The following is a 16,316-nucleotide window of genomic DNA, read 5'->3' as shown; positions in this document are numbered from 1 at the left end:
GTGCAGAATGTGTGCTTCGCACACATTCTGCACCACATACTAAAAATCTGTTTGAGCACCATCGGTGCGAAAATTCATGCACAGAGATCGTGGAGAGCATGGGAATCAAACACTATCTGAGAATACTTCTCTCTATTACATGTAATGCCTTTTCGTGTTACATATATAAAGGAGAAGCGTCATCGAACGAAAAGGACGTGAGAGATGTTGTTAAAAAGCAAGGTGACGTTGCTCAGGGAACATAGTACCTATACACGCGCTCGTTTTCATACAGTGGAGGAAAATTTGGATCAGGATAAAGGACTTGTAATTGCTCCGGTGTGGTCTGTCCATATGACCGGAGCTCCGGTGCTATTGACGGCTGATCAGTATCAGTATGTGGCTTATTTTGATCAAGATGAGTATTTGACGGTAGCACAGCGCTCGCTGGATACATCGATCTGGAAGATTTGTCGTTTGGCGGATATTCAATCGAATTGGGAGACTGGAGTTCATCATGCCATCGCATTGCAAATTGATCGACAACAGATGATCCATGTGATGGGGGCTATGCATGCTGAGCCATTAAAGTATTATCGGATGACACGTGCACATGATATGGCAAGCTTTCAACGTTATCCACAAATGCTTGATCATGATGAGACCAGTGTCTCTTATCCGCGCTTTTTTCGAGATGGAGTTGACGCATTATATGTGACGTATCGCGATGGGAGAAGCGGAAATGGAAACCAGTTTATTAATCGTTATGATGAGGAGGCTGGCCGCTGGATACGCGTGATGAGCGAGCCTTTACTGGACGGGACCGCGCTGGATATGAGCGCGTATATTAATGGTCCTCATGTGGGTCCCGATGGCTTTTTTCATTTGCTCTGGATGTGGCGCAATACGCCTGATGTATTGACGAATCATGATTTATGCTACGCGCGCAGTCGCGATCTGATGCATTGGGAAACTATTACCGGTACAGCGCTGACGCTGCCCATTACGCTCCATACAGACGGCGTGATTGTTGATCCAGTACCTGTACAAAGCGGTCTGGTAAATACCACCTATACCTTGAGCTTTGATGCGCAGCAGCGCCCCTTGATCAGCTACCATAAATATGATCAAGATGGGAATAGCCAGATTTATCTTGCCAGATATACGTCTGAGCAGTGGCAGATTGAACCCGCGACGCGCTGGTCGTATCGCTGGCAATTCGGCGGCACAGGGGCTATTCCTGAGGACGTGCATATTGATCCGGTGACGGTTGGCCTGGATGGCACATTATGGCTTCACTATAACCATAATCTGTATGGAGAAGGGATGATCAATCTGGATGCGCAGACTTTGCAACCTCTTCATCCTTCCGCGCCTGTGCTAATGCCTCGGGCATGGCTAGAATCCTATAGCCAGCCACTGTCTCCTTTTACCGCCCGGCCAATGACCGTGGATTGGATTGCTGATACAGGTCGCTCCGAACAGGAATATGTGTTACGATGGGAGCATGGTCCGATTAATAATGATCGACCCGTGGCACAACCGTGGCCTGCTCCTACGCTGTTGCGTTTGTATCAACATGATCGATAGTACACGGGCGAATGTGCGATCCTGATCAATAAAAAGTGTAAAGGTAAAGAGATAAATGTTGCAAAAAGTCGAACATGGCAGTATTTTTCCACGCGAAGATGGCAAAATCATTGATGAGCATTTCGGTGTCCTGAATACGCAAAGCGATGCCTTTAGTCTGGCGCATATGTTTGCCCCTCCTGCCTGGCGTGAGCCGGCACAGATCGCACAGTTCGATGAAGTTGTCATTGGTGTAAAGGGAACATTGCTGGTTGAGGCCGAGGGACAGCGTATTGAGGTAGGTGCGGGCGAGACGTGTTTGATTGGAAAGAATACACGTGTGATTTATAGTAATGCCTCATCCGATCAGCAATGTGAATATTGGTCGTTCTGTTTGCCTGCTTTCCGCCCTGAGCGTACAAGCATGGAGGGCTAATTCTCTCTGCTGCGTATTTTTGCATCAGATTGGCTGTACTTTTGAAATAGCCAGTCTGATGCACTTTTGTTTCTATTCCACTCGCGTTCTGTGATATAGAATGTGAGCTAGAATACTGATCTGTGAATATAGAATTACATGTGGATCGATGATGAGCGAATTAATGGTGCGTCGTCTCTGGTTGGTACGCCACGGCGCGACGGTCTGGAATCAAGAACAGCGTTTTTGTGGACAGACGGATATCGGGTTGTCATCTCAAGGTGAAGCTCAGGCGCAATGGTTAGGGGAACAATTACATACCAGATCCATCGCAGCTTTGTATGCCAGCGATTTATTGCGTGCTCAACAAACGGCCGCCATGATTACACAACAAAGTCCTCAGTCTTTAAGCATCAAGTCTTCATCTGCATGGCGTGAGATCTCCTTTGGCGCATGGGAAGGACTGACATACGCGCAAATTGCAGCCCGGTTTCCTGATCAACTGGCTTTTTTTACTGGCGGCGTCGATGCTGCCCCGCCGGATGGAGAATCACCGGCTGCGTTTGCTCAACGCGTACTGATGGCATTTGTGCAGTTGACACATGATGTATCTTCGTTAGCTGCAGGTGATATTGTATTAGTCAGCCATGGTGGGGCGTTACGAGCACTGTTATGCATCGTTTTGCATATGCCTCTGGAGTATCAGTGGCAATTACATATCGAGCCTGGCTCTTTGAGCGCGCTTGATTTTGTAAATGGAAGTGAGGATGTCCTCGCTACAACGACGCTCACGCTATTGAATTATCATGCTTGAAGGAGTGGTCTTCAACTTTCTGTTATTATTTGGGAAGGATATTTTAGTGTATGTCTGAAACAACCCCTCTTCATTCCAATCCTGAGCATCCCTCGCCTTCTCCGGTAGGTCCAACGCCTGATGCCTGGTTGATGGCGCAATGGAAAGAGTTTGTTGCGGCTTTGAAGTTCCTTACAACCTTGCCTGTGCCTGGCGCGACGCAATTATTTACGACCGGTACCGCTGATGCGACACTTTTTGTTGGGAGTGCGTATTTTCCTCTGGTTGGTTTGTTACTGGCACTTATTTTATGGTTGGTTGTCCTGATCTTTGGTGCACAGGTTTCGTCGCTGGTACTGGCTGCCTTGCTGGTTGTAGCGCTTGTCATTCTGACTGGTGGCTTGCATTTAGATGGTTTGATGGATTGTTGTGATGGGCTGTTTGGTGGTACCAGTCGTGAGCGCAAGCTGGAGATTATGCGCGATAGTCGCGTGGGTAGCTTTGGTGTCCTGGGTGGTGTGTGCCTCTTGTTCTTGAAGTTTGCGCTGCTCGCAAGCCTGGATCGCTATCATTTGCCGTTTGCCTTGCTGGCTATCTTGCCAATTTCACGCTGGAATATGGTGTTGGCGATGTATGCCTTTCCTGGGGCACGTCCGAGTGGTTTGGGTGAAGCCTATCGTCGTACGGTAACGCGCAAGCGTCTTATTTGCGCTGCCGTGCTATCTTTGCTGATTGCCTTGCTGAGCGGACCTATTCTTGTTGGTCTGCTCCTGTGGATCTGTGGTACGCTGGTGGCCTGGATTACCGGAGAATGGATCACACATGTGCTGGGAGGATTGACGGGTGATGTCTATGGTGCGCTGGCGGAATTCTCTGAGGTTGTGCTGTTGTTGCTGTTTACGCTGCTCCATGTGTGGTTATAATTATTTTTGCTGGAGAATGAATAAATGAAGAAGCTTGTAGAGGTGCAGAATGATGATGTGCCGCCGCGATTAGTGCTGATACTGGGTGGTGCGCGCAGTGGAAAAAGTACGTTTGCTGAACGACTGGCCCTGGAGAGTGAACGTCGTGTGGCCTTTATTGCGACGGCGACGGCGAGTGATGACGATATGCGTGATCGCATCGCGCGCCATCAGGCTGCCCGTCCAGCGCATTGGCAGACAATCGAGGAGCCCTTGCATCTGGCTACGGCTGTACGACAGGCTGCTGAACATGCCGATGTCATCCTGCTGGATTGTCTGACGGTCTGGCTTTCGAATTGGCTCTTTGCGCAGCACGATAGTGATGCGCCGTTTGATGAACAGATGATCAGCGCTGGCTATTATGATGCCGCTTTACAAGAAATCGCTGAGCTCTTGCAGGTGGCATCTACCTTCGCTCCTGGCAAAACGCTCCTTTGTGTGAGCAATGAGGTCGGACTTGGTATTGTCCCTGCTTATGCCCTCGGACGTGTGTATCGGGATGTGCTGGGTTTAGTTAACCAGCGCGTCGCTACTGCCGCTGCACGTGTTTATTTAATGGTGGCTGGTCTGGGTGTTGATATTAAGCGATTGCACGAAACCGCTACCCTTTAAAGTTTTGCTGTGCATTGACAGAAACAGATACTCGTCAGTATACTAGTCGTGGATATATTATTTCATTTATTCATCAGGTGGTTGAGATAGGTCATCTCAACAGAATAGGGAAGTCGGTGTAACTCCGACGCAGTCGCGCTACTGTAACTGGTATTGTCCTTATCATTGCCTCATCCTGATTCCACTTCATATCTATGTTGAATGGGTTGATGCGCTTTAGTAAGAATAGTGCCAGAAGTCAGGAGACCTGCCTGGTGAGTCATGCTCTTGATCCTTCGCGTAAAAGGAGCGAGCTATCGGAACATGCTGTAACTCTTCTGGAATGTGTTTCGGTTTGATCTCTTCCTCATGCAAGGTGACTGTGGGCATTATCTGGCGTTACTTAGAAGGATACTATGTTTATGCGCACCCATGTCATCTCACCTCGTCTCTGGTGTGTTTTGTTTCTGGGAATGGTTTTATCCCTTTCCGCTTGTGGACAGGCGAATAGCTCTTCCGCAAGTACGGCAACCCCTGGCGTTACCCCTACTCCTACTGTGGCTGTAGATATGTATGGCACGCCGATTTCTTTTCCCAAAACGGCTCCACAACGTATTATTTCATTGGCTCCCAGTGTGAGTGAAATTCTGGGAGCTTTACAGCTCCAAAAGCGCGTGGTTGGTGTTGATGCTTTAACAAACTATCCCGCGTCTATGGCATCATTAAAGAAAATTTCCGACAAATCGGGCAATATTAGTATCGAGAGTATCGTGGCATTAAAGCCGGATTTGGTCTTGACAACTGGTGGATTGAGCAAAAAATATAACACACAGTTGATGCAGCTTGGTTTAAACGTCATTGATCTCCCGTCTCCAAATGTTTCCCAGACCCTGGATCAAATCCTGCTGGTGGGCCGTTTGACATATACAGAAGATACCGCTCAAGCTCTGGTCAAGCAGATGCAACAACAACTCACGCAGATCGAGCAATCAGTCAAGGGCACAGCTCCCTCGAAAGTATTGCTAGAAATTGATGACAGCACGCCTGGTAAACCCTATGTTTTTGGTGGTGGTTCCTTTGGCGATGAGATGCTGCAATATGCCAATGGCACCAATATCTTTCATGCCAATTCCACCAATGGTGGCTATCCACAGGTGTCGGATGAAGCGATTATCGCGGCTAATCCACAATATGTTGTTCTGACTGAAGATCCTCTCTATGGTGGACAACCATCAGTTGTGTACAAGCGTGCTAACTGGGGTGGTATCGCTGCCGTGAAGTCGCATCAGGTTTATCATATCAATTCTGATATCACGCAGCGCCCTGGGCCACGTATTGTTGAGGGTATCCGCTGTCTGGCACAGGTGATTCATCCTGATAAATTTATTGGGGCACTACCTGACTATTGTTCAGCAAGCGTGTAATATTTGATTGTACTGATATCAGTTTTATACTCGCCAGTTGTATGATTGCTCGCAGCGTGCAAATGTGCTTGCTGCAAGCGTTGGAGCCGTGCGGAATCTTTCCACTTGAGCGTCGTGAAAACAAATTCTAGAAGGATGAGGTGAGATATGGAAGAGCAGAATTCTCAAACAACACAGCCTGAGCATACCCCTCTTGATGAATTGACTGAAGAGGGTCGGGCGCAGATTCGTAAGGAGCAGGCGGAGAAGCGGGCGCAGCGCGTGCCCAGCCGTGGTCTGGTGATTGTCAATACTGGGAATGGAAAAGGCAAGACGACTGCCGCGCTGGGAGTATTATTCCGCGCCTGGGGACAGGGGATGCGCGTGGTGATGCTACAATTCTTGAAATCACAGACTGGCAAATGGGGTGAAATCCGTGCTGCCCAGAAGCTTGGTATCGAAATAATCCCTCTGGGCGATGGCTTTACCTGGAATAGCGATGATCTTGAACATGATAAGACTCTGGCTCAACAATGCTGGCAATTATGCCGGGAGAAAATTGAGAGCCATCAGTACGATGTCGTCATTATGGATGAGATTACGTATGCGATGAACTATGGTTGGCTCGATGCGGCAGAAGTTTTAGCCACCTTAAAGGCACGTGATCCCAAAACGCATGTCATTTTGACAGGACGTAACGCACCCACCATCCTGACTGATTATGCCGACCTGGTGACTGAAATGAGTGAGGTCAAGCATCCATACAATCAAGGTATCCTGGCGCAAAAAGGCATTGATTTTTAAATCACATGTATGTTTTTTGCCTCTTTAATGAATTACATTGTTGCAGATAGAAATTACTAGAAAGAAATGCGAAGGTACATTTTATGACGAACGTTGCTGATATTTTTGCCAGAATTACTCCATTAGATACAGCATATGAAAAACTGGCCCAGGAGCGACAGCTTCAATTAACCAAGCCTACCGGTAGCCTGGGTCGCCTGGAAGATATCGCTATTCAGATGGCAGGTATTACCAGGAACGTGTGTCCGGTAATCAAGCATAAAGCTGTTGTCGTCATGGCCGCTGATCATGGTATCACAGCCGAAGGCGTGAGCGCCTATCCTTCTGACGTGACGGCGCAGATGGTACAGAATTTTCTGGTTGGCGGCGCTGCCATTAATGCGTTGGCCCGTCAGGCCAATGCAGAGGTGGCGATTGTTGATATCGGAGTTGCTACAGATATCGAACATCCTGATCTTATCTCGCGTAAGGTGCGGCGTGGAACTGCCAATATGGCTCATGGACCTGCAATGAGTCGTGAAGAAGCTCTCCAGGCGATCACAATTGGCATCGATGTGCTTGATACATTGGCCGCAAAAGGACTTGATCTGGTGGCAACAGGGGAGATGGGAATCGGTAATACCACACCGGCCAGTGCCATCACATCTGTCCTATTGAACATTCCCGTGGCGCGCGTGACTGGCCGTGGTACTGGTCTCAACGATCAGCAACTGACTAATAAGGTACAGATTATTGAGCGTGCGATTGCGCATAATCAGCCTGACGCATCTGATCCTCTCGATGTGCTGGCGAAAGTCGGTGGATTAGAGATTGCAGGACTGGTTGGCATCATTCTGGGTGCGGCAGCCCGCAGAATCCCTGTGGTTATTGATGGTTTTATTTCCGGGGCTGCGGCGTTGGTTGCTTACACGTTGTGTCCGACTGTACGTGAGTATCTATTTGCCGGACACGTCTCTGTAGAGAGCGGGCATCGCTTTATTCTTGAAAAAATTGGCCTGGAGCCTTTACTCGACTTACACTTGCGTCTGGGTGAAGGCACAGGTGCAGTTTTGACGATGCACATTATCGAGGGAGCCTTACATACCCATAATGAAATGGCCACTTTTGGGGAAGCGGGCGTCAGCAACAAAGAGTAGTAGATTTGAAGGATCATGTAGCTACGGTAGAGGCTACATGATCCTTCAGCCTAAGATAAGGTTGCCAGCTATGCATTATAATACTACCAGGTCAATGAGCTAGCCCTGTGTAGAGTTAGCATAGACGAGTTTTTATTCTCAGAGCGGAGAAAACCAGGCGTGTAGGCGCAAGGGCCTTTCTGTTTCTGTGTTTGTGAATCTTTTTGTATTTGGGAGGAGACGCATGGTGAATTTTCAATCCGCTCGTATCGCCGTACTGGAAGCGCGCATGAGCAATGAGATAGCCGATCTCATTCGCCGCAATGGTGGTAGTAATATCTGGAGCGTGCCAGCAGTACGCGAAACATCCCTGATGGCAGCGCAACCCGTGAACGCCTTTATCGAGCAGATATGTGCCGGCTCCATTGATCTGGTAGTGTTTTTTACGGGGGTGGGGGTGAAAACACTCTTACAAGAAGCCGATCAATTGGGACGTCGTGAGGAGTTAGTGGCGGCATTGCGTAAGAGCACCGTTGTTTGCCGTGGTCCTAAGCCAGGAGGAGCCTTACGACAAGAAGGCATTCCGATAGCCGCCAGTTCGCCTGAGCCCTATACCACGCATGAGCTTATTGACGTCCTGACGCCTTTTGAACTGGCAGGTAAAACTGTCGCGGTCGTACACTATGGGGAGCGCAATACCGAAATTATGGAGATGCTCCGTAGTCGTGATGCGCAGGTAGAGGAACTATGCTTGTATGAATGGTTACTGCCAGAGCAGACAGATACATTACAGGCGCTGGTTCGCGAGTTGATTGCTGGTAAGGTGGATGTAGTAATGTTCACCAGCCAGATCCAGATTCGCCATCTTTTCCTGATCGCAACTGAATTACAACTGCTAACAGAGCTGCAAGAAGCACTGAATCAACGCACTATCGTTGCCTCGATTGGCCCGACCTGTACCGGTGTATTGCTTGAATACGGTGTTGTCCCGCAAGTTATTCCTGAGCATCCCAAAATGGGATATCTGATCAAAGCCCTGGTTGCCTATATGTCTCTATAAGTATCAGCATGCCTGCTATTGAACGCCTGTTGTGAATGTACCAGCAAAAGTAACTATTCAGCAAGGGGGTCGAGGGGGCCTGCAAGGCCCCTTCGCGGGGTGCGGGGTGTCCCCGCCAAAACCCTCCTTCGCCGCCGCAAGGCGGCTTGAGAGGTACTGGGTACCTGAATAGTTACCCAGCAAAAAAAGATCCATCTCTCCTGGAGAGATGGATCTTTTTTTGCTGGTCAATTGGTAAGAATTGCAATGCGGTTTTAGATGCTGCCAGCCAGAGTCTGGGCTTCCAGATTGCCAAAGGCACCCATTTTTCTGAATTTCTGATAGCGTCGTTCCAACATCTCATCAGTTGACAATGCACTGACCTCGGCAAGATTGCGTAGGATCGCTTCTTTCAACGTTGCAGTCATCTGTTTATAATTGCGATGTGCGCCGCCCAGTGGTTCCGGCAAGATTTCGTCGATCAAACCCAGTGGGAGGAGTTCGCGAGCACTGATACGCATATTCTCGGCTGCATATGAAGCATGGGCGCTATCGCGCCACATAATCGTGGCCGCTGCCTCTGGAGCGGCAACCATGTAAATACTATTTTCAAGCATTAACACGCGATCAGCGACACCAATAGCTAAGGCACCACCACTACCGCCTTCACCAATGATTGTTGAAATAATCGGCACGCGTAGACGAGGCATCAAATAAAGTGAGGAAGCAATTGCTTCCGCCTGTCCACGCTCCTCATCGACCAGACCGGGAGACGCGCCAGATGCGTCCATCAAGGTCACAATTGGCATCTTAAACTTTTCTGCCTGTTTCATCAGCCGCTGAGCCTTGCGGTAGCCTTCAGGATGGGGCATGCCGAGATTGCGGAACTGCCTCTCCTTCATATCGCGGCCCTTCTGATGACACACCAGCATCACGGTTTGCTGATCGATTTTTGCTGGACCCGCCATAATGGCGTGATCATCGCCAAAGGAACGGTCGCCACGCAACTCAAAGAAATCATCACACATCAGACGAATATAATCCGCTGAATAGGGGCGGTCCTTATGGCGGGCCACTGATACTGTTTGCCATGTTGTGAGATGCTTATAGATATCTTCTGTTTTCTGGCGGAGTTCGCGCTCATGCTCCTGTAACTGGACTAATTCATCTGGTTTGAGGCGATCACCCTTGCGTTGCAGCGCTGATATCTTTTTTTCTAACTCAGCCAGCGGTTTTTCAAATTCCAGATCGTAAGCCATCGCTTTCCCTTCTATGTTGCTTTGCTGTCTCGCTGTGCCTTCTGGTAACAAAAAGTGCTACACGTAAAGGTGCTTTACGCATACAGACGCAAAATACGTCCCAGGGTCTGTCGTAAATCCCGGCGATGAGTGATCGCATCGATCATTCCGTGTTGCAAAGCAAATTCGGAATTAACCGTGCCCTCAGGTAGTTTGATATGCATAAACTGTTCGATCACCCGGGGACCCGTGAAGCAGATAAGTGCCCCTGGTTCAGCAATGGTAATATCGCCTTGCATTGCGAAACTCGCGGAAACGCCACCAGTGGTTGGGTCGGTCAGCAAAACGATATAGGGAAGATGGGCCTCGCCTAGTTTTGCCAGAGCGGCAGATATTTTTGCCAGCTGCATCAAGGAAAACAAACCCTCTTGCATACGAGCACCGCCTGAGGTCGTCGTGATAAACATCGGGGTCTGGTGGGTAATCGCGCTCTCAATAGCGCGGGTAATCTTTTCACCAACAGCTGAGCCCATGCTTCCACCCATAAAGTGGAAATCCATGATCGCCAGTGTCAATGGTTTGGTTTCAATCGTGGCATGACCAGTGATCACACCCTCCTTGAGTCCCGTTTTTTCTCGTTCAGCCGTCAACTTATCGGTATACGTGCGCTGATCTGAATACGATGGTGGAAAAGCCGTAAACTGAAGTGGATCTATCGAAATGATATCTGTATCCATTTCAGTAAAGCTACCGGGATCAGCTAACAGGTCGATACGCTCATAGGCTGTCAGGCGAAAATGATAATTACAGCGTGAGCAGACCTTCAGATTTTTTTCCACATCGCGATTATATAAGATTTCTTTGCATTTTGGACATTTAACAGCTATATTGCCCACTGAGGGCCGTGCAGGTTTTTCCTCGCCGTGGGAAGCCACCTGCCTGGTAAGTGGGACAGCCGCTTCTTTTGCCATAAGGAACCTCCGGTTGCTATTATGCGAAGAGCGCTGCCACGAAATTTTGTGGTTCGAATGGCATCAAATTCTCTACTTTTTCTCCAGTACCAATAAATTTAATTGGCACTCCTAAGTCATCAGCGACAGCAAAGGCAAAGCCGCCTTTGGCTGTACTATCCAGTTTGGTAATGACAACGCCTGTCAGGCCAATATCCTCGGCGAACTTCCGTGCTTGCAACAGGGCATTTTGGCCTGTTGTGGCGTCAATCACCATCAAAAGTTCATGTGGACCATCTGGAACGAATTTCTGAATAATTTTATTAATTTTCTTTAATTCTTCCATCAGGTTAAACTTTGTATGCAAGCGACCAGCTGTATCGACAATCAGAACGTCGCTGCCGCGGCTTTGAGCTGCCTGAAGCGCATCAAAGACAACCGCACCAGGATCTGAGTTCGGCTTTTGACTGATGACCGGGACCTGAATGCGATTTCCCCATTCCTGTAACTGATCAATGGCGGCGGCCCGGAAGGTATCACCAGCGGCCAGCATCACCTGATGCCCTTCCTGTGAAAGGCGATAGGCCATTTTTGCAATGGTTGTGGTTTTACCTGAGCCGTTAACTCCAATGACAAGGATAACGGTGAGTGGAGATTGTTTAGAAAAACGAAGAGATGATGACTTCCCAAGGAGGGTTGATAGCTCTTCTCGCAGAGCATATTGAACCTGACTGCCTGTTTGCAGATTTTCGTCGCTTACGCGTTGGCGCAGGCGCTCAATAAGCCATAGTGTCGTGCTTGGTCCTACGTCAGCCCCCAACAACGACTCTTCCAACTCATCCCACAGGCTATCAGTAATGGTGTCGGTTTCCTGAACAGCGTTGCCCAGCCGGCCAAAAATTTGACGGGTGCGATTCAGAAAGGAAAAACGTTGCTCTGGCACCGGTTGTTCCGCCTGTTGTTCGGAAGCGGGCTCTGGCTTTTGTTTTTTTGGGTCTTCCTGAGGTTTCTGCCCAAAGAATCGATTGAGCACGTCAGCATTGACTCCTTTAATAAAAATTGAAATCACTGAATAATAAGTATAGACTCTATGACTTTATACCGCATAATTCTTAAAAAGCCAAATAGAGGGCCTATAATCACCCTTTCTGGTCACCATGAGCGACCCAAGATTGTGATTACCCCTCTATGTACAGAGAGGCAAAAGGAAGTATACTTCTGCCTGCCTTTTGCCTCCTTGTTACACCTGCAAACGATAAAAACCGCTTATAGGTGTCGTATATGGTGTTTTTGTCTCCACTCCCCTACTGTCGACCGCTGCGATATGTATGGAGCGAGCCATCACTAATGGGTTCATTAATGATAATATCACCGTTACGAATCTTGATGTTGTACAAGCAGGAGGGGTTGGTGCAAACCCATGCTTTGTACTCGATGGAAGCTCCCTGGCTACCGAAATCCGAAAGCGGAACCAGATCACCTTCACTACACTTGCGACACCGAGGAAATGCGTTTTCCACGAAATCGCCTCCTTCCTTCTCTCTGGAGGTAATATGCGCCTGTTTTTGCTGAACAAGCGTGGCTTAGCGAGATAGTAAGCCGAGGGGGAGCCTCCGCCGCTGCATCCGCATCCCCACAGCAGGTGTTACCCATGCCCTACCTATCATACCATAACTCCTCTCCACTGTCAGTAGTTACGTGAAGAAAACTTCATTTTTCTCGGAAAAAGGAAGCTGTTCTTTGTCTTTCTTCCAGTAAGAGAAGTGGTAGGAAGCACTAAAAAAACACTATCCTTTGCTTCTTACCTTCAGCATAACAGGTGATACAACTCTAGTCAAGCATTCAGATGCATGAAATCGGCACTCTTCTGTATTATGAGAAAATTTTCATATTTCTAGTAATATCTTCATTTTTTCGACTGAGAACAGATTGTGTTCTCTACTCTCACGAGTAAAACAGGGCAGCGAAACAAGAACAGAGAAGTCCGACCGATGACAGGCGAATCTTCTCTGTTCTTGTCTTTGCCAATGGCCTGAAGTATGAAGTTATCTTTTTCTCAATCGAGAGCGGCGACTCCGCCTGCTTGATCCTGGAGATAGGCATGAATAAAGGGATCAATGTCCCCTGAGAGGTAGCCTTCAGTATTGCCTGTCTCATAGTTAGTGCGATGGTCTTTCACAATACTGTAAGGGTGAACTGTCACTGAGCGGATCTGGGTTCCAAAATCAGCCTGTACGTGTTCACCTTTGAGGCGTGCTGTCTCTTCTTCGTGCTTCTTTTGTTCCAGCTCATAAAGTTTGGCTTTAAGCAATTTCAATGCCACTTCACGGTTCTGAAGCTGTGAGCGCTCGTTTTGACAGGTGACGACGATGCCGGTAGGCATATGGCGCATACGGACTGCTGAGTCCGTTTTATTCACGTGTTGTCCACCGGCTCCAGTGGCGCGATACGTATCCACCTCAATATCTTCCGGCCGAATATTGATCTCGATGGCATTTTCAATATCAGGAATTACTTCGACCTTGGCAAAAGATGTATGACGGCGGTGGGCGGCATCAAACGGCGAGAGACGGATCAGTCGATGGGTCCCAGCTTCTGAGCGCAAGTAGCCATAGGCAAAACGTCCTGTAATCCCTACCGTCGTACTCTTCAATCCTGCTTCTTCACCCTCGCTATAATCGTAAACTTCCGTTTTAAAACGATGGTGTTCAGCCCAGCGCAGGTACATACGCAACAGAATTTCAGCCCAGTCCTGAGCATCGACGCCACCACTGCCCGCGTGAATACTTAAGATAACATCACGCTCATCATGTTCGCCGCTGAGCATCAAATCAAACTGAAGCTTTTCAATTTGCTCCTCTATAGGCACAAGGGATGCGACAACTTCCGCCTGCATCTCTGCATCTGGCTCCTCTTCCAGCAGTTGTGCTAATCCGAGCAGGTCATTGAGTTGAGCCGCAACCCCTTGCCAGGTGGTGACCTCTTCACGTAAGGCGTTAAGCTGTTGCATGATAGCTTGAGCCTTACGATTGTCGGACCAGAAGTCGGGGTCCATACTTTCAGTTTCTAATTTTTCAATTTGTTCGCCTTTGCTGGCCAGGTCAAAGACGCACCATAGTTTTTTCGACACGCCCCAGGAGGCGTCCGATTTTATTTGTCAATTCACTCATAACTCATATTGTAACATGACTGCCCTTCAATTGTATATTCGTTTTGCGACCGCTCTCAGTACAACAATGAAGTGCGTCATAAACAGGCATGTAGTGTGAGATTGTGAGACCTGATGGATCGCAAATAAGGTATAGGCAGCATCGCTTAACCGAGAATAAGATTGGTAAGCAGGAGATAGCCCTGCGCTGTAGGATCTTGCTGATTATCTGGATATGCTGTGATAAGCAGGAGTCCTGGTTGATCTGGAAAGACATTGGTGTAGGCGAGAGAGCCAGTAAATTGTCCATTCATATCCGTCTGCAAGGTGCCGTCATTCTGAAGATGGACCGGGGCAAGCGTATGATTAAAGAGTGTGGCTGTAACCTTCGCTCTGGTGGGATTGATCATGCCCTGGATACTGATCGGCGAGGATAAAGGAGTGCCAAATTGGCTCTGGTCCAGCGAAATACCCGGTGTTTGAGCATTGGTAACCCACCAGAGTCCGTTTTTGTTCTGCTGAAGCAGGCGTGTCAGCGAGACGGCAACTTCGATACGCGTCCCTTCCCTCTCCAGAATAACACGTGCTTCACGAGCATTAGTCTTACGCAGAATAGCATGGATTTGTCTGGCCGGCCATTTAAAAAGATCCTCCGCCATCTGGCTGGCGGTTTGGAGTGGATCAGTCCAGGGAAGTGCCTGCCCATGATTCTGTTCATCCTGAAGGGCCTCGGCTTCGCTGCGGCTGGTAACCGGATAGAGACCAGGAAAGGCGGTTTGATAGAGCGATCCATTTTTCCAGGCATATTCCTGAAAAACATTCTGTTGCAGAGGAAGTAGCAAGATACTACTGCTATCTGAGGGCAGGGTGGTATCAGTTTGTCCAATGCTTAACGTATTGGCTTGCGTAATAGCGAGCAAACCGTTAATGATTCCTTGTTGTTTGAAGAAGAGGTTCAACACCGGTTGTTGATGCTGCAGGCTACAGCCATAGATGTACACATCGAGTTTCTGTTGTGGCCCCTTGTTGTTGATCTGGATCAGTACCGCGGGTTGTCCACCCATTTCGGCATTGATAAATTGGATAGCTTCCATCTCCTGAGTGCGGGGTTGAATAGGAATGACTTTCGTATAGTCTGTGTTGTGGAGCAGGGTTGTACAGCTCCGAGTGTCGTCGAGGGTTGGAGGTGAGTCAACATGATTGACCGCGATGAAATGAGCTAGCGCGAGCAATGCCAGGATGGTGAGTATAATCGTTAAAGGGCGTGGCTTCTGTGGTTTCTGTCGTTTATGTTGCTCAGGCAATTCTAGCGCTTCTTGCGATAAGTCATGCTGTCCCATCTTCATAGAATAGCTCACTCCCTTCTCTTCTTTCGTATTCTTCTTTCTTTTTTAGTTTAGCGCGCTCTAAAAATATAGAATTGAGAGCTGTGACGCATAAGAGTTGTAACACATAAAAGAAGAGCAACGATAATTACTCGTTGCTCTTTCTCTCAGTTTGAGTTGATTTGGCTATCTTGCGTATGTGTTTAATACGCTATCACAGTTTGACTCATGGCTGTGATGATCTGACTGTTGGGGAGTTGTGCATTGCCTAAGATATGATTCTGCATCGCAAACAGCACCACTGCTCCTAGAATCAATACCAGGCCAAATAGAACAAGGACCAGTCCCGTCGTGCGTCCTCGCGCGGCCCGCGCTGCATGCTCATCCACTTGTGGGGGATAGTGACCACTGACATTGGGATAGTTCGGAGACATTTGTTGCGCGGGCATGTTTGGATAGGACATGCCTGTGTTGTATCCTCCATTGGTCGTGAAGTCAGGGTACATCCCTTGTTGTGGATAATTACTACCGCTCTGTGGATGAGGAAAGCCCACTCCCACTCCGCTGGTTTGCGCGGGATAGCCCGGATAAGAATTTTGTTGCGGCGGGGCGACTTGATCCATCATGTTCGTCGCGTCATAGTTATTATAGGTTGCGGGATTCTGTGTGCCATATTCCTGTCCACTATTGATGCCAGGACGCAAGATGAGCGGTTGCTGGTTTTGTTGTGATTGGGTTGCTGACTGAGATAGGGTTGATGCGCGTTTGGGGTCAAACAGCGAAGGCGTTGCAATGGTCGCATCATCTGGATGAAGTTCTTCTGCTGTCGCCTTACTTGTTTCTTCTATTACTGCCCCACAACGGGGACAGCGCGTACTTCCAGGGGCCAATTGTAGACCACACTGACCGCAAAAAGTCATATAGAGCTCCTTTTCAAGTTGCCTGGTAATCTGTTTTGTTGTTCAGGATTACCAACCAGCCGATC

Annotated in this window: 15 protein-coding genes and 1 riboswitch; of the genes, 9 read left to right on the top strand and 6 right to left on the bottom strand. The window is 48.5% G+C overall.

Features of this window, described 5'->3' with window-relative positions; genetic code table 11:
* Positions 1-204 precede the first annotated feature (204 nt).
* From F1593_RS18385 to F1593_RS18345, 9 genes are all read left to right on the top strand, one after another.
* The gene (locus F1593_RS18385) at positions 205-1,569 is read left to right on the top strand and encodes a BNR repeat-containing protein (protein WP_149403028.1); all 1,365 of its coding nucleotides are present in this window, start codon (positions 205-207) and stop codon (positions 1,567-1,569) included.
* Between the two features lie 55 nt (positions 1,570-1,624).
* Complete coding sequence (locus tag F1593_RS18380; RefSeq protein ID WP_149403027.1) at positions 1,625-1,984, top strand: cupin domain-containing protein; 360 nt, start codon at positions 1,625-1,627, stop codon at positions 1,982-1,984.
* Between the two features lie 151 nt (positions 1,985-2,135).
* Positions 2,136-2,777, top strand: coding sequence for a histidine phosphatase family protein (locus F1593_RS18375; RefSeq protein ID WP_172632236.1), 642 nt, complete (start codon positions 2,136-2,138; stop codon positions 2,775-2,777).
* A gap of 50 nt (positions 2,778-2,827) precedes the next feature.
* Positions 2,828-3,679, top strand: coding sequence for an adenosylcobinamide-GDP ribazoletransferase (gene cobS, locus F1593_RS18370; protein ID WP_149403025.1), 852 nt, complete (start codon positions 2,828-2,830; stop codon positions 3,677-3,679).
* 24 nt (positions 3,680-3,703) lie between these two features.
* A complete protein-coding gene (cobU, locus tag F1593_RS18365) occupies positions 3,704-4,330 on the top strand; it encodes a bifunctional adenosylcobinamide kinase/adenosylcobinamide-phosphate guanylyltransferase (protein ID WP_149403024.1) in 627 nt (208 codons plus the stop codon).
* A gap of 58 nt (positions 4,331-4,388) precedes the next feature.
* A riboswitch (cobalamin riboswitch) is annotated at positions 4,389-4,599 on the top strand.
* Positions 4,600-4,731: 132 nt separating this feature from the next.
* Complete coding sequence (locus tag F1593_RS18360) at positions 4,732-5,733, top strand: ABC transporter substrate-binding protein (RefSeq protein ID WP_172632235.1); 1,002 nt, start codon at positions 4,732-4,734, stop codon at positions 5,731-5,733.
* A gap of 147 nt (positions 5,734-5,880) precedes the next feature.
* Positions 5,881-6,516 carry a cob(I)yrinic acid a,c-diamide adenosyltransferase gene (cobO, locus tag F1593_RS18355; RefSeq protein WP_149403022.1) on the top strand — a complete coding sequence of 212 codons (636 nt, stop codon included), beginning with the start codon at positions 5,881-5,883 and terminating at the stop codon, positions 6,514-6,516.
* Positions 6,517-6,599: 83 nt separating this feature from the next.
* Entirely contained in the window at positions 6,600-7,652 is a 1,053-nt protein-coding gene (cobT, locus tag F1593_RS18350) for a nicotinate-nucleotide--dimethylbenzimidazole phosphoribosyltransferase (protein WP_149403021.1), read from the top strand.
* Between the two features lie 223 nt (positions 7,653-7,875).
* Complete coding sequence (locus tag F1593_RS18345) at positions 7,876-8,691, top strand: uroporphyrinogen-III synthase (RefSeq protein ID WP_149403020.1); 816 nt, start codon at positions 7,876-7,878, stop codon at positions 8,689-8,691.
* 254 nt (positions 8,692-8,945) lie between these two features.
* Here F1593_RS18345 and F1593_RS18340 read toward each other — a convergent pair whose 3' ends face one another.
* The 6 genes from F1593_RS18340 to F1593_RS18310 form a co-directional block, all read right to left on the bottom strand.
* Positions 8,946-9,929, bottom strand: coding sequence for an acetyl-CoA carboxylase carboxyltransferase subunit alpha (locus F1593_RS18340; RefSeq protein ID WP_149403019.1), 984 nt, complete (start codon positions 9,927-9,929; stop codon positions 8,946-8,948).
* Between the two features lie 74 nt (positions 9,930-10,003).
* A complete protein-coding gene (accD, locus tag F1593_RS18335; protein ID WP_149403018.1) occupies positions 10,004-10,879 on the bottom strand; it encodes an acetyl-CoA carboxylase, carboxyltransferase subunit beta in 876 nt (291 codons plus the stop codon).
* 19 nt (positions 10,880-10,898) lie between these two features.
* Positions 10,899-11,891 carry a signal recognition particle-docking protein FtsY gene (gene ftsY / locus F1593_RS18330; protein ID WP_149403017.1) on the bottom strand — a complete coding sequence of 331 codons (993 nt, stop codon included), beginning with the start codon at positions 11,889-11,891 and terminating at the stop codon, positions 10,899-10,901.
* Positions 11,892-12,914: 1,023 nt separating this feature from the next.
* A protein-coding gene (gene prfB, locus F1593_RS18320) for a peptide chain release factor 2 (protein ID WP_216368908.1) occupies positions 12,915-14,028 on the bottom strand; the annotation gives its coding sequence in 2 pieces (ribosomal slippage) (positions 12,915-13,961 and positions 13,963-14,028; 1,113 coding nt in all).
* A gap of 145 nt (positions 14,029-14,173) precedes the next feature.
* Positions 14,174-15,352 carry a hypothetical protein gene (locus F1593_RS18315; RefSeq protein ID WP_149403016.1) on the bottom strand — a complete coding sequence of 393 codons (1,179 nt, stop codon included), beginning with the start codon at positions 15,350-15,352 and terminating at the stop codon, positions 14,174-14,176.
* Positions 15,353-15,534: 182 nt separating this feature from the next.
* Positions 15,535-16,251, bottom strand: a complete 717-nt coding sequence (locus tag F1593_RS18310) for a zinc ribbon domain-containing protein (RefSeq protein WP_149403015.1) — start codon at positions 16,249-16,251, stop codon at positions 15,535-15,537.
* Positions 16,252-16,316: the final 65 nt, after the last annotated feature.

The organism is Dictyobacter arantiisoli, from assembly GCF_008326305.1.
Lineage (GTDB): Bacteria > Chloroflexota > Ktedonobacteria > Ktedonobacterales > Ktedonobacteraceae > Dictyobacter > Dictyobacter arantiisoli.
Note: the sequence above shows the minus strand (reverse complement) of the source record. Positions and strands in the feature narration are given on the sequence as shown.